We start from the raw sequence: 14,186 nt of genomic DNA, 5'->3' as shown, positions 1-14,186 counted from the left end.
GCTCTATATTCCTTTAATTGTATGTTTTGCTTTAGTTTTCTTGGTTATTAAGTAGTTTCTGTTATGTGAGTTTACAAATGCTTCACAATATACAGGCTCGGCATGTATGTTGACATTTCTAAGCGCCGCTAACTTTTCAGGGTTATTTGATATCAATCTACACTGATCTACATGATTATATTTTAGAACTTGTATAGCTAAATCATATTTTCTAGCATCTGCAGGTAACCCAAGAGCTAAGTTTGCCTCAATAGTATCCATATTTTCATTCATCTGTAGATTATATGCTTTGAGCTTATTAGTTAGTCCTATGCCTCTACCTTCTTGATCAAGGTATATGAAAAATCCTCCTTCCTCACTAATCATTTCGATCCCTTTGTGTAGCTGGTCTTGGCAATCACAACGTAGTGATCCAAAAATATCCCCTGTTATGCAAGACGAGTGCATCCTAACCAGAGGATTGTTACCAGTGTAAGGTTTAGATAAAACAACAACTTCATCATTACTGAAATTATCTTTGTATACGCTCATTTCTAATTCACCAATCTTTTTAAATGGTATCGTAGAGCTTGCCATTTTTGTGACAAAAATTTCAGTTGCTAAACGGTATTGATAAAGTTCAGCAATAGTTAGAATAGGTAGATTATATTTTTTGGCAAATGCTTCTAATTCAGGTGCTTTCATCATTGTGCCATCTTTGTTCATTAGTTCACATAGAACACCAGCTCTATTGAAGCCACTGAGTTTCATAAGATCCACAGTTGCTTCAGTATGACCATTTCTACCAAGTACACCTTTATCGTTTGCTATAAGCGGGAAAATATGTCCTGGTCGAGCTAATTCATCAGCTTTTGCATTGGTTTTTGAGGCTACTTGTATTGTATGTGCTCTATCTTTAGCAGATACTCCCGTAGTTACACCTTCTTTGGCTTCTATAGTCACTGTGAAGGGTGTTGTAAATGTGCTATTGTTTTGATCCGCTGCTACCATTGGTGTTAGATTTAATTGTTTTGCTTTTTTTGAGTCCATTGCTAAGCAAACAATACCACTTGTATATTCAAGCATAAAAGCGATATTAGCTTCTGTGGCTTTCTCACCCGGGAGAATTAAGTCTCCCTCATTTTCTCTATCGTAATCATCAAGTACAACCACAGGCTTGCCTTGCTTGAGAGCTTGTATTGCATTTTCAATATTTTCTTTTATTTGCTTAAACATTTTCTTTAAATCCTTGTATATATTTGTAGATATACTTACCCGTTGCATCAGCTTCAAGATTTACAATAGAGCCCTTAGTATAATTCTTTGCAATAGTGACCTCAATAGTATGCGGTATCAAAGTTACTGTAAATGAGTCTTCAAGAGTATCGATTACAGTTATGCTCATACCATCTATAGTCACAAATCCTTTTGTGACTAGATATTTTAGTAATTCTTTAGATGCTGAAATCTCAACTAGCCACGCTCCACCGACATTTGTTATGCTTATAATTTGTCCAGTTTCGTCAATATGACCTTGTACCATGTGTCCACCGACATGATCGCCATAGCGCATAGCAAGCTCAGTATTCACTAACTGATTTTTTACTAGAATATTAAGATTAGTTTTTTGTAAAGTTTCTGGAACTGCATCAAAATTAGCTGTTGAATTTTGTTTATTGATCTCAGTTACTGTAAGGCAAGTACCATTAATAGCAACGCTGTCACCAATATTGCAATTTGTACTATTATCAAACTTTATACAAAAGGTTCTTATGTTACCTTTATCTATTATATCTTCTACTGTCCCTAGTTCTTGGACAATGCCACTAAACATTGTTAGTTTCCTTAAAATATGAATTTATTAGTAAATCTTCGCCTAAAAAAGATACATCTTGAAATATGAGTTTCTCTTTAGGATTGCATCCTGCTATTACAACAGGTGATAAATATGTTGCAAATTCATTAATTAGTTTTTGATTTATAAAATTTTCTAGAGTCTTTTTACCACCCTCAACCAAAAGGCTTGTTATCCCTGTTTGTCCCATTTTGTTTAAAAGGCTATCTAAGCACACTTGTCCTTTGAATGTTGGTAGTAGCCAGTACTCGATACCAATATTGTCTAGTTCGTTAGCAACTTGAGCGGAAATTTTTGAACAAACAAAAATGGTTTTTGCATGATTTTGATCTAAAACTCTCCAACTCTTATCTACTTCTGAGAGATTATTAGAAATAATAAATCTAACAGGGTGTTTCTTTTTGCTTAGCTGTATTCTTACATCAAGACTAGGATTATCATCAATTAGAGTTTGCTTTCCGATTAATATAGCATCACAAATGTTACGTAGCTGATGAGTGTCTACAAATGCTTCGTTAGAGCTGATTTTTTTTGAATCATTACCATTTACAGCTATTTTGCCATCAAGAGACATTGCCCATTTTGCATACACAAAAGGTTTTTGAGTTTTTTGGTAGTGGAAAAATATTTTATTTTGTTCTTGAGCCTGTTTTTGTAAGATGCCAACTTTGACTTCTATTCCAGCATCTTTGAGCTTTTGTATGCCTTTGCCGGCAACTAAAGGATTAGGATCAAGTGTAGCGACCACTACTTTTTGTATGCCTGCTCTAATTAATGCATCTGTGCAGGGAGGAGTCCTTCCGTGATGGCAACATGGCTCTAAGGTTACGTATGCAGTAGCACCTTTTGCTTTGTCTCCAGCTTTTTTCAGTGCATAGATCTCTGCATGAGCTTCTCCTACAGCTTCGTGCCAACCTTCTGAAATAATGGCTCCATTTTTTACTATTATGCATCCAACCATAGGGTTTGGAGATACTGATAACCTACCTCTATTTGCTAGAGTGAGTGCTTGTTGCATATAGTAGTTTTCAATATTTTTCATTTGCCCATCTAAAATCTTTAGTTACATTTAGGGCAGGGATAGCAAAACAAAATAACACACAAACAGCCACTAAAGCCGTTGCTATTATCAGGTTCTACTTTTGAATTTCTTCAATCTTCTTTCATCCAGACTATACTGTCGGCTTTGGAGTTGCACCAAATCTGCTAGACCTTTTTAATATCTAAAAAGCGCTCGCGGGCTTCTGTGATTAGACAGTTACCGCCGGTAGGGAATTTCGCCCTGCCCTGAAGATTATTTTCAAATTATAACATTTCTAAACTTTATATAGTAAGAAAGTTTTTAAATAAAATATGCAAAATTAATAATCAATATTATAATTATATAAATCAACGTTTGTGTGGAACTTAAGTGAATCAGTATTATATATTTGTAATATAATGCGTTATCGCAGGTTTCTCTAGTTATATTAACTATAGGTATCTTAGGTTGCCAAAAGCTATAGGGTTAACTGTTTTAAGTGCTTTGATAGCACTTTTGATAGCATTGCTATTGAAGATTGATCATAAATCTCTCTTTCCCATCTACACATTATTGTACAATGTTAATTTCAAAGAAGTAGTTTTAGAAGTACTTCTTGGCTATCTTGTTTTTGCGTCAGCGATGCACCTAAACTTTATAGAAATAAAAAGAAACTCGTATGGTATATTTGTACTTTCTAGTTTAGGAGTCGTAATATCCACTTTTACAATAGGTACATTATGTTGGGTTGCTGCACCATATATACTAGGAATTCATGTTGACTATGTACGTTGTCTTATGATTGGTGCTATCTTCTCACCAACGGATCCTGTTACAGTATTTGACGTATTCAAGAAAAATACAAATGTACCAAAGAAAGTGAAAACCATTTTATCGGGAGAGGCATTATTCAATGATGTGTTCTCAATCGTATTATTCCTATTCTTCTTATCTATTGTTATAGATGGCAAGCAAGACACAAGCTCGATCAAGCTCGTACTACTATTTATGCAAGATGGGATTGGTGGAGCTTTGCTTGGTATTATACTAGGTTATCTGGGTAAGTCTCTGATGAGTAAATTAGATGATGGATATACCCTTATTATAATATCTCTGGCATTAGTGAGTTTTGGCTCTTGGTTTGCGACACACTTACATGTATCTGAAGCTATTACCATGGCGATTACAGGAATTGTTATAGGAAACTCACGTCCACAGGGAAAAGTATCAGTAGAATCAAAAACTATTCTTACTAACTTTTGGATGGTTATAGATGAGCTTCTGAATGCTTTCTTGTTTGTATTGGTTGGTATTGAGATACTTGAGATGAATCCTTCTTGGTATTATATCGCTGCAGGCGTTGTTGTTTTTATTATTTCTGTTCTTGCTAGATATAGTAGTGTGGTTATATCTTTATTTCTTACAGAGAGAAATATAAGAGGCGATTTTTGGAAAAATAATCTTATTATCACGTGGGCTGGTCTAAGAGGAGGTGTGTCGATTGCATTAGCCTTGTCGATACCTTTAGCCCATAGACAAACAAACTCATTCTCAATCGTTTATATAGCAGTTTTTCTATCAATATTTATACAAGGAATAACTTTCAAAAGACTTCTTGATAGGGTCTATAGTAATAAGGTGATTTCATCAAAATCTTAATGCTTAAATACTTGTTACCTAAATTTTATATCTCAGAATTAAAATACATATAAAGCCAATTAACAAGTATAATAAGCTACATATATTATTGGTTATGTAATTTTGGAGATCTTCGGTTTTGAGCCTATATTCATTGTTTGTTTTACTTTGTGTTATAGCCGCGTATTCAAGTTATTTTAATTTAAGGTTTTTAGGTTTACCTAAAGCTATAGGTCTTACAGCCCTTAGTGCTTTTATATCATTATCATTATTAGTGCTAATAAAATTAGAGCCAAATTTCTTTTCACCTGTATATGATATGCTGGATAGTGTTAATTTTGAGACTTTGGTCTTAAAGATACTTTTAGGTTACCTTCTTTTTGCATCAGCGATGCACTTAGATTTTTCTAAGATTAGGGGTTTCTCCCTTGATATAGGTATTTTGTCAAGTTTAGGAGTTGTAATTTCAACTTTTATTATCGGTACCTTAATCTGGTTGTTAGCTCCTGTTATTATAGGTGTAAATCTCAGTTATATTCATTGTTTAATGGTAGGAGCAATTTTATCGCCAACAGACCCGGTGACTGTGTTTGCTGTATTTAAAACTACAAAAAATGTTCCAGAGAAGGTTAAAGCTATCCTTTCGGGAGAAGCTATATTCAATGACGTATTTTCGATAGTTTTATTTTTGATTTTACTATCATCAATAATTCGTGGTAATCAGGATATTAGCTTGAGTAATTTTGTGATAATGCTATTACAAGAGGGTGTCGGAGGTGTTGGCTTGGGACTGGTGCTAGGTTATATTGGAGTTAAATTTATGTCTAACTCTGATGATCCACATACACTTATAATTATATCAATAGCAATAGTTAGTGTAGGATCTTGGATTGCAACTAGAGTTGAGGTATCTGAGCCTTTGGCAATGGTAGTTTGTGGCATAGTTATTGGCAACTCTAAACCTAGAGGTATAGTTTCTGAGGAGTCAAAAAAAGTATTATCAAGTTTCTGGGCAGTTATTGATGAGCTTCTAAATACATTTTTGTTTGTTTTGATAGGTATAGAAGCTTTAAAGATGACTTTCTCAAATGAGGTTATGATCGCGGGTTGTATCTTGTTCGTTATTGTACTTGTAGCTAGATATTTGAGTATTTTTGTTTCGATGTTGATGGTATATAAGACAACTCAAGATAATTTTTGGCGAAATAATCTTGTGATGACGTGGGCTGGCTTAAGAGGAGGTGTGTCGATCGCATTGGTTTTAAGTATACCTCTTGAGCATAGATACAGTCATACTTCATCAATTATTTATGTGGCAGTATTGTTATCAATATTTATACAGGGAATTTCTTTCAGGAAAGTTTTAGAGAAAGCTTATGCTAAGAAATAGATAATCGTAGTCGATTTAGCCATACATTTCTTTAAGGTGTTTATTATAAAATTCTAAAGAATCTGAGTAATCATATTTGCCTGTAATAATTTCTATATATACACCGCTCTTATGCTCTCTGGCATTTTTCAGTGCTTGTGCTAACCCTTCTCCTGTTTTTACTTTGATTGTTAACCAATCATTACAACCAAAAGCCTTTGGTAAATCTTTATAGTTTAATTGAGCGAGATCATCATAACTTGGATCAGGGTCTAACTCTAACGCTCTTTCGACCATAAAACCATCGTTATTTATACATAATATAATAGGATTTGTTTTATATCTTCCCATTACTCCTAGTTCATTAAGTGTTAATTGATGAGATCCCTCACCTGTGATTAATATTGTTCTAGAATCAGGATTAGCTAGTGCTATACCAAGAGTTGCAGGTGTCGCCCAACCAATAGAGCCCCATAACGTTTGATTATGATATTTTACACCTTCAGGTAAAGGTAGTTTTGGCATATTAAGAGAGGATGAGCCTGTCTCTACCACAAGATTATCTGTGTTCTTTAAGAATTTTAAAACTTGTGTGTATAGCACGCTAAGCGTTAAGTTTTCTTGTGTTATTGGAGCATCCTGTATTGTCATTCTAGAGTATTCAGGGCGATAGTTTATGCTATCAGCTTTTTCTAATAAAGCATCAAGTAGCTCAGATAAATAAATATCAGCTAGATAAGTTTTCTTGTCTTCGACAAATAGAGGTCCTAAATTCAGAACCTTATCTAAGTCTAAATTATTAGTAAATCCAGCAGTGTTAAAGTCAGACCATAGTGCGTCGCCTAAATTAATCACAAGATCAGCATCTTCAACTATCTTGGCTGTATTTGTATCTGATAATAAACCAGCATAGAATCCTATATAGTTAGGATGTGTTTCAGATATTACGCTCTTATCATGAGGCATAATAGCAAAAGGGATGTTTAACTTTTCTATGAGTTTGATAGCTTTCTCAGTTACACCAAATCTATCTAATTTGATAGCAGGGATAGCAACAACTTTTTTAGCTTTACTTAGATGCTCTAAGACTAGGTTCACAGCTAAGTCAAGCTGATGAGGGTTCGTTTTTAGATAACTACAATCTATGTCATCTGGTGTTATATCTGTTACAGGACGATTTCCACCATCCAGGGATACGCTTATATAAGCAGGTTTGCGATATTTGAATGCTTCTGCTATGACTCTATTCATTTCTCTACGAGCATTTTCAGGAGTAATAATAGCTGAGACACATGTTGCTGAAGCTGACAAATCAAAAAAGTTTCCAAAAACACCATCACCTAATGTATGGTGAACTTGCTTTTTCTTCCCGACCGCTGCATCATTTGGACTACCAACTAAGTGAAAAACAACTAAGTTCTCTGCTTTTGAGCCCATGACACCATTTAGAGCGCTCAACTCACCAACAGCATAAGTAGTGCATAAGATAGCAGCTCCATTGACTCTGGCAAAACCATCTGCAGCATAACTAGCATTAAGCTCATTAGCATTTACGATATTATTAAGTTTTGGGTTGTTGATAAGTGCGTGATCTAATGCAAATGCAAAATCTCCAGGCACCGAAAATGAATGATCTATTCCTAAATCTACTAATCTTGATACTACATACTCAGCCACATTAGTAGCATCTTTAGCGGTATCAGAAACTTTTTTACCATTAATATTCTTACTCATAAATCCCTCTTTTAGTTTAAATAAATTTTAAAATCACTTTCAGCATATCCTTTGTTCATAGATAAGGCAATCATTTGATAACTATATTTTTTAAAAAAACGGTAACTTGAATTAAGATATGATTTTAGAGTGATTTTTGTGCAAGGTGTTGATTTGGTATTTTAAGATTCTCTTTTTGCAAAAGCGTATTTTTTAACTATTTTGCCACCAATTAGATGCTTTTGAATGATTTTTTCTAAAACTTCTGGAGTACAAGAGTGATACCAAACATTATCTGGTTGTACTACTGCTATTGGACCATTTTGGCAAACTCTTAGGCAGTATGTTTTTGATCTATAGATATGGCCATTTTGTGATAGTTTTAGCTCTTGGAGTCTCTTTTTTAGGTACTCCCATGACTTCAGTGAGACATCCCCTGCGCAACATTTTTGTCTTTCTTGATCACAACATAAGAATATGTGTTTTTCAATATTATCTAGGCCTAATTTTTTTGCTTTGGTTTCAAGTGATGCTGACATTTTAGTTACCCTTAAATTTAAACAGTGTAATTTTATTATAAATAGATTTAAAATTGTTGAGAAAATATTAACAAATATGGAGATAAAATGGAAAATAACATTTCCAAAGAGACACTAGAAAAGTTAGCTCAAGCTTATCTAAAGGATATTAAAAGCAAGAGGCGTTGGAAGTTTTTTACTAGATCTATAATTATCTTGATTGTCTTAGTCATAATTATCCCTAGCTTATTTAGCTCATCAAAAGAGCTTACATCTCACATAGGGTTAGTCAAAGTTGATGGTGTAATAGTCGAAGATGCAGAGGCAAATGCAGAAAGAATTAATAAAAGTCTAGATGATGCTTATTCAAACAAAGCAGTTAAGGGTATAATTATTGAGATAAATAGTCCGGGCGGCTCACCTGTACAATCTGATGAGATATATTCTCATATGAGATATCTACAGCAAAAGTACCCAAATATTCCTATGTATGCGGTATGTACAAACGTTTGTGCTAGTGGAGGGTATTATATTGCTGCTGGTGCAAAAGAAATTTATGCTAATAAAATGACAATTGTTGGTTCAATAGGTGTTATAGGTAGTGGTTTTGGCTTTACGGGGCTTATGGATAAGCTAGGTATAGAACGTAGGACATACACATCAGGCTCAAATAAGGACTTCCTAGATCCTTTTTCTCCAGAAAGACCAGAGCAAACCGCACAATTTAATAAGCTTTTAGATGAAACGCATCAAGTGTTTATAACAGCTGTTGAGCAATCAAGAGGTGACAGATTGAAAGATAAAGCTATGGATACAACATTTTCCGGAGAGCCTTTTAGTGGTATTCAAGCACAAAGGATGGGACTAATTGATGGTTTTGCTTCGGTTAATCAACTTAAGCGCGATAAGTTTAATAATTTAGATATCGTTGATTATACGCAGCCATTAGATTTTTTGACAGCAGTGTCAAATAAGCTTGGTAACAGTATTTATTATAGGGCACTTTCAGAAACAAGCTTTAGTCTAAAATAAATACATTAGGTGTTGAAACATCTAATAACCATGATTATAATCGATACTATAACTAAGTTTTCTAAACTAAACATAACTAAGGAATGGAAATTATGAAAAAGACTATATTAGGTGCGATGATTGCTGGTGGTTTAATGGTATCTGCAACTACTGCTATGGCTGGTGGTGTAGGTTTTGCTAACGTTCAAGATATATTTGAGACTTCACCTTTAGGTAAGGCAAAAGTTACTGCTGATGAGAAGAAGCTTAAGCCACAGATGGATCAACTTAAGCAAAACATCACAGCTTTACAGCAAAAAGTAAACTCTTATACTGAAGAGAAAGATGATGTTCAAGCAGATGATGCTAAGGGCGATACTAAAGATGCTCAGACAGCTGAAAAAGCAGAAGCTCAGGATAAGCAACAAGCTCAAGCAGATCTTGAAAAAGCAATGAGAGAATATCAGAACTTGATGAATCAGGTTCAAAAGATGGCTTCTGATGATGCAGATGCATTTAAAGATGCTTTAACTAAAGCTTCTGCTCAAGTAGCTAAAGATAAGCAATTAGATGCTATCTTACCTGCTGAAATGAGTTTATATAACGTTGATAGTATTGATGTTACTAAAGATGTTATTGCTAAAATGCAATAAATTCGATTCTGCAAATAATTCAATATCTTTTTTCTAAAACTCTTTTAAACTTACTAACATCTAAAAGTCGCTTTTTTTTAACTATAAAGCTATGTATAATCTTAGTTTAGATATAAGTAATTAATTGAAAAAAGAAAATTTAAATCATGGAAAATTTAGGCTATTTTGTATCACAGAACTTGCTGTTTTGTTTGTCGTTTATATTGTTATTAGCTATCTATATTGTGTTTGAGCTTACACAAACTAAGAAAGCTCAGTATACGTTATCAGTAGCAGATGCTGTGATCACTGTTAATAGAGGTAAGGGAGTATACTTAGACACAAGAGACCAAGAAAGTTTTGCTAAAGCGCATATTATTGGGGCGCATAATATTAAGCTAGAAGAGATAGCTCAAAAACAGAATAAGCTAGCTAAGTATAAGTCTAAACCTATAGTTATATACGGCGATAATCCAGAAAAAGCGATGCAAGGGTTGCGTAAAGAAGGTTTTGAACAAGTTTTTGTACTTAAAGGTGGTTTAGCAGCATGGCTACAAGCAAGCTACCCTGTTAAGTCATTGTCAAAATAAGAAAAATTATAAAAATTATTAAGGATCATAGAATGGATCAGCAAGCACAACCTCAGTTTCAAATTCAGAAAGTTTATGTAAAAGATATGTCTTTCTCTATTCCCAACTCCGATAAAATATGGACTACAGCATGGAAGCCAGAGCTACACACTGATTTAAAAATAGAAGCGATCAACCTTCCAGAAGAAAACACTTATGAAAGTATTCTGACTCTTGAAGTTAAGGTTGAAAATGAAGGTATAGTTGCTTTTGAAGCAGAAGTAAAGCAAGCAGGAATTTTCACAGTATCAAATATGCAAGAGGCTCAAATTGAGCATGCAAAAAAAGCATTTTGTCCTAATATTCTGTATCATTACGCACGTGAAGCTATTTCTGATTTAGTCAGCAGTGGAGGCTTCCCTCAGCTATGTTTGTCTGCTGTGAATTTTGATGCTATGTACCAAGATTCTTTAGAAAAGCCTGCTGATAGTAAGCAACACTAAGATTTATAGGAGTTTTAGTTAGTTATGAGTAAAGAAAAAGCTCTAGAGTCTGCACTCTCTCAAATTGAGAAGCAGTTTGGTAAAGGTTCTATCATGAGATTAGGCGATCAAGAGACTGCTCATGATATAGATGTTATCCCTTCAGGGATTATCGCTCTTGATGTCGCATTAGGGATAGGCGGATATCCTAAAGGACGCATCATTGAAATATATGGGCATGAGTCATCAGGTAAAACGACTCTTACCCTTCTGGCAATAGCTCAGTGCCAAAAGCAAGGAGGAGTAGCTGCATTTATTGATGCAGAGCATGCACTGGATCCTAAGTACGCTAAGCTTTTGGGAGTGGATGTTGATAATCTAATAGTTTCTCAGCCAGATACTGGCGAACAAGCTTTAGAGATCGCAGATATGCTAGTCCGTTCAGGAGGTATTGATATTGTTGTGATAGACTCGGTTGCAGCACTTACACCTAAAGCTGAAATAGAAGGTGATATGGGAGATTCTCATATGGGTCTTCAAGCAAGACTGATGTCACAAGCCCTTAGAAAATTAACAGCAAATATTAAACGTTCAAATACCTTGGTAATGTTCATTAACCAAATACGTATGAAAATTGGGGTAATGTTTGGTAATCCTGAAACTACTACTGGTGGTAATGCTCTTAAATTCTATGCTTCTGTAAGACTTGAGGTTAGAAAAGGTGGGAGCATAAAAGATGGTGTTGATGTCAGTGGTAATGAGATAAAAGTTAAAATTGTTAAAAATAAAGTAGCACCTCCATTTAAACAAGCTGAGTTTGAGCTGATTTATGGTGAGGGTATATCTCTTGAAGCTGAGCTTATAGATCTTGGTGCTAAGTATGAGATTATAGAAAAATCAGGTGCCTGGTATAGCTACAAAGGTAAAAAAATTGGTCAAGGTAAAGAAAAGTCCAAAGAGTATCTAAAAGAAAACACTCTTGAGCGTGATGAGATAGAAAAAGCGTTATTACAACTTTTATTACCTCAGAAGTATGCTGTACAAGAGCAAGTACAACCAGAACCTAAATCAAAGCAGTCTAAATCTAAGCAAGCTTCAGAACAAGCTACTCAAGATGAGCTTATCTAAAGAAAAAAACTATCTTTTATATCTACTTGCTAAGCAAGATTATTCACGTAAACAGCTTTTTGATAAACTTACAGTTCGTGAGAATATTTCAAGTGATGAAATAGTTACGCTTTTGGATGAGTTTGAGAAACATAAGTGGCTATCTGATGAGAGGTTCGCACGAGTTTTTATAATGAGTGAAATTGCTAAGTATCGAGGCAAGCGAAGAATTATAAATACAGCTGTTTACCAAAAAGGCTTATCCCAAGAATTAGTGGAGTGTTTTTTGCATGAGGTAGAGATCGATTGGTTTAAGCTCTGTCAAAAGTGTTTACAGAAAAAATATAAAGATTTAGATAAGGTACAATCAGATTTGAAGCTAAAGCAAAAAGCAGTTAATTATCTGTTGTATAATGGCTTTAATTTTGATGAGATAAATTTTGCAATTAGTGGAGAAATTTAAGTAGATAAGTTTTATTCTCAAACTTTTTTACTGTAAGATTTAGTACTAGCAAGATTGAAAAAAAATATAGGAGTTAGAAATGGCCAAAGGAACAGTTAATAAGGTTATTTTGTTGGGTCGATTAGGTAATGACCCAGAAGTTAGAACTACGCAAAATGGTACTACTGTAGCAACATTAAGTATCGCTACTAATGATGGTATAGGTGAAAATATAACTACAGAATGGCATAGAGTAGTTGTTTTTGGTAAGTCTGCAGAGGCAATTCAAAGATATGCAAATAAAGGTACACAGCTCTTCATAGAAGGTAGACTTCGTACGAACAAATGGCAAGACAAAAATGGTAATATGCAATATACTACAGAAGTTGTTGCTAGTAATTTCCAATTCGTTGCTGGAGGTAATTCTCAGGGCGGTTCAAACTATCAAAATAATCCCAATCCGAATTTTAATCAGCAGCCAAATAATAACTATCCTCAGAATAATCAACAGCCTGCTCCAAAACAGGATAAAATGCCGGATTTCGCTGAGATTAATTCATCAAATTTTGATGACGATATACCATTCTAGCCATATACAGAACCATATTAAAATATACACACTAACTGTCACTACTCGCTATATTATTATATAATATAGTCACTTCTTATTTTATTCTTCATTTGCTTTATGTCATACATATTAGTCTTAAACTGTGGAAGTTCATCAGTCAAATTTGCGCTGATGAATCCCCAAAACTCAAAATCACTTGTTACAGGTCTTGCCGAGAATATTGGAGCTAGCAACTGTAAGATAACTTTTAAAACTCAACAAAAAGTTCAGAAGCATATAGAAAATGGTGAGTACAAAGATGTATTTGAGCTTTTAAAAGATTTTTTAGTAGAGAATAATTATTTAGAAAAAATTTCTGCGATTGGTCATAGGGTGGTTCATGGAGGTCAGTATTTTTCAAAATCTGTAATTATAGACAAAGATTCATTACAGAAGATAAAAGATTGTATACCTCTAGCGCCTTTACATAATCCAGCACATATTGAAGGGATACTGTTTTGTCAGCAAATATTTCCTAACTTACCTCAAGTAGCAGTATTTGATACAGCATTTCACCAAACTATGCCTGAGTACGTCGCAGAATATGCGATACCTAGAGAGCTGACATGTGAGCATAACATACGTAAATATGGCGCCCATGGAACTTCACATAAATATGTTTCTCAACAAGCAGCGAAAATATTAAATAAAGATGTTGCTAATGTGATAGTTGCTCACTTAGGTAATGGTTGTAGTATCACAGCTGTTGTTAATGGTAAAAGTATTGATACAAGTATGGGGCTTACTCCATTAGATGGACTTGTCATGGGAACTCGTTCTGGCGGTATAGATCCTAGTGTTTTTGCATATATTTCAGATAATCTTGGCTGGAGTATTGCAGATATCACAAATATGCTAAACAAAAAAAGTGGCCTATTAGGAATCTGTGGTCATAGTGATATGCGAGAGGTTTCTGAGCTTGCTGATAATGGCGATAAACTAGCTAAGCTAGCTATTGAAATATTTTGTCATAGGATTGCCAAGTTTGTTGGTAGTTATATGATTTATTTTAAAGAGTTTGATGGTTTGGTTTTCACAGGAGGCATTGGTGAGAATGCCACTAATATTCGCAAAAGTGTAGCTTCTAATTTAGCGAATATAGGCTTTGAAATAGATGATGCTAAAAATATGAAATCAGAAACATTTATAAATGCAGGGAATAGTCATAATATAATGGTTATTGCAACTAATGAAGAGCTAATGATAGCTCAAGAAACACAAAATTTGATATAAGAGCTTG

The 14,186-nt window shown here is 34.3% G+C and carries 15 protein-coding genes and 1 riboswitch; of the genes, 10 read left to right on the top strand and 5 right to left on the bottom strand.

What is annotated here, in order from left to right:
* Positions 1-3: 3 nt before the first annotated feature.
* From ribB to ribD, 3 genes are read right to left on the bottom strand one after another with little or no spacing between them, the layout of a single operon-like run.
* Positions 4-1,215: a 3,4-dihydroxy-2-butanone-4-phosphate synthase gene (gene ribB / locus FTPG_RS02010; RefSeq protein ID WP_004286744.1), complete on the bottom strand. Its 1,212-nt coding sequence runs from the start codon at positions 1,213-1,215 to the stop codon at positions 4-6.
* The gene (locus tag FTPG_RS02005) at positions 1,208-1,813 is read right to left on the bottom strand and encodes a riboflavin synthase (protein WP_004286743.1); all 606 of its coding nucleotides are present in this window, start codon (positions 1,811-1,813) and stop codon (positions 1,208-1,210) included. The genes ribB and FTPG_RS02005 overlap by 8 nt, the downstream gene beginning before the upstream one ends.
* On the bottom strand, positions 1,806-2,876 hold the full coding sequence (gene ribD, locus FTPG_RS02000; protein WP_004286742.1) for a bifunctional diaminohydroxyphosphoribosylaminopyrimidine deaminase/5-amino-6-(5-phosphoribosylamino)uracil reductase RibD: 1,071 nt from the start codon (positions 2,874-2,876) through the stop codon (positions 1,806-1,808). The genes FTPG_RS02005 and ribD overlap by 8 nt, the downstream gene beginning before the upstream one ends.
* Before the next feature lie 109 nt (positions 2,877-2,985).
* Positions 2,986-3,133: riboswitch (FMN riboswitch) on the bottom strand.
* Positions 3,134-3,281: 148 nt separating this feature from the next.
* Here ribD and FTPG_RS01995 point away from each other — a divergent pair.
* Together FTPG_RS01995 and FTPG_RS01990 are read left to right on the top strand one after the other, a co-directional pair.
* Positions 3,282-4,514: a cation:proton antiporter gene (locus FTPG_RS01995; RefSeq protein ID WP_325144830.1), complete on the top strand. Its 1,233-nt coding sequence runs from the start codon at positions 3,282-3,284 to the stop codon at positions 4,512-4,514.
* A 118-nt stretch (positions 4,515-4,632) separates the two neighbouring features.
* Positions 4,633-5,883: a cation:proton antiporter gene (locus FTPG_RS01990; RefSeq protein ID WP_035722134.1), complete on the top strand. Its 1,251-nt coding sequence runs from the start codon at positions 4,633-4,635 to the stop codon at positions 5,881-5,883.
* Positions 5,884-5,898: 15 nt separating this feature from the next.
* On the opposite strand, the gene FTPG_RS01985 is transcribed toward FTPG_RS01990, so the two are convergent.
* Positions 5,899-7,596, bottom strand: a complete 1,698-nt coding sequence (locus FTPG_RS01985; protein ID WP_004286739.1) for an alpha-keto acid decarboxylase family protein — start codon at positions 7,594-7,596, stop codon at positions 5,899-5,901.
* Positions 7,597-7,757: 161 nt separating this feature from the next.
* Positions 7,758-8,114 (bottom strand): (2Fe-2S) ferredoxin domain-containing protein, encoded by a 357-nt coding sequence (locus tag FTPG_RS01980; RefSeq protein ID WP_004286738.1) that lies wholly within the window; start codon positions 8,112-8,114, stop codon positions 7,758-7,760.
* Between the two features lie 87 nt (positions 8,115-8,201).
* Here FTPG_RS01980 and FTPG_RS01975 point away from each other — a divergent pair, with 87 nt between their 5' ends.
* From FTPG_RS01975 to FTPG_RS01940, 8 genes are all read left to right on the top strand, one after another.
* Positions 8,202-9,125 carry a S49 family peptidase gene (locus FTPG_RS01975; RefSeq protein ID WP_004286737.1) on the top strand — a complete coding sequence of 308 codons (924 nt, stop codon included), beginning with the start codon at positions 8,202-8,204 and terminating at the stop codon, positions 9,123-9,125.
* 92 nt (positions 9,126-9,217) lie between these two features.
* Positions 9,218-9,757, top strand: coding sequence for an OmpH/Skp family outer membrane protein (locus FTPG_RS01970; protein ID WP_035722131.1), 540 nt, complete (start codon positions 9,218-9,220; stop codon positions 9,755-9,757).
* A 146-nt stretch (positions 9,758-9,903) separates the two neighbouring features.
* Positions 9,904-10,326 carry a rhodanese-like domain-containing protein gene (locus FTPG_RS01965; RefSeq protein ID WP_004286735.1) on the top strand — a complete coding sequence of 141 codons (423 nt, stop codon included), beginning with the start codon at positions 9,904-9,906 and terminating at the stop codon, positions 10,324-10,326.
* A gap of 32 nt (positions 10,327-10,358) precedes the next feature.
* The gene (gene secB / locus FTPG_RS01960; protein ID WP_004286734.1) at positions 10,359-10,808 is read left to right on the top strand and encodes a protein-export chaperone SecB; all 450 of its coding nucleotides are present in this window, start codon (positions 10,359-10,361) and stop codon (positions 10,806-10,808) included.
* Between the two features lie 24 nt (positions 10,809-10,832).
* Positions 10,833-11,915: a recombinase RecA gene (gene recA / locus FTPG_RS01955; RefSeq protein WP_004286733.1), complete on the top strand. Its 1,083-nt coding sequence runs from the start codon at positions 10,833-10,835 to the stop codon at positions 11,913-11,915.
* Positions 11,902-12,357 (top strand): regulatory protein RecX, encoded by a 456-nt coding sequence (locus FTPG_RS01950; RefSeq protein ID WP_004286732.1) that lies wholly within the window; start codon positions 11,902-11,904, stop codon positions 12,355-12,357. Before recA ends, FTPG_RS01950 begins: the two co-directional genes overlap by 14 nt.
* A gap of 79 nt (positions 12,358-12,436) precedes the next feature.
* Complete coding sequence (locus FTPG_RS01945; protein ID WP_004286731.1) at positions 12,437-12,925, top strand: single-stranded DNA-binding protein; 489 nt, start codon at positions 12,437-12,439, stop codon at positions 12,923-12,925.
* A 99-nt stretch (positions 12,926-13,024) separates the two neighbouring features.
* A complete protein-coding gene (locus FTPG_RS01940) occupies positions 13,025-14,179 on the top strand; it encodes an acetate/propionate family kinase (protein WP_004286730.1) in 1,155 nt (384 codons plus the stop codon).
* Positions 14,180-14,186: the final 7 nt, after the last annotated feature.

Source organism: Francisella philomiragia subsp. philomiragia ATCC 25015, assembly GCF_000156715.1.
GTDB lineage: Bacteria > Pseudomonadota > Gammaproteobacteria > Francisellales > Francisellaceae > Francisella > Francisella philomiragia.
This window is presented reverse-complemented; position numbering and strand designations above follow the sequence as displayed.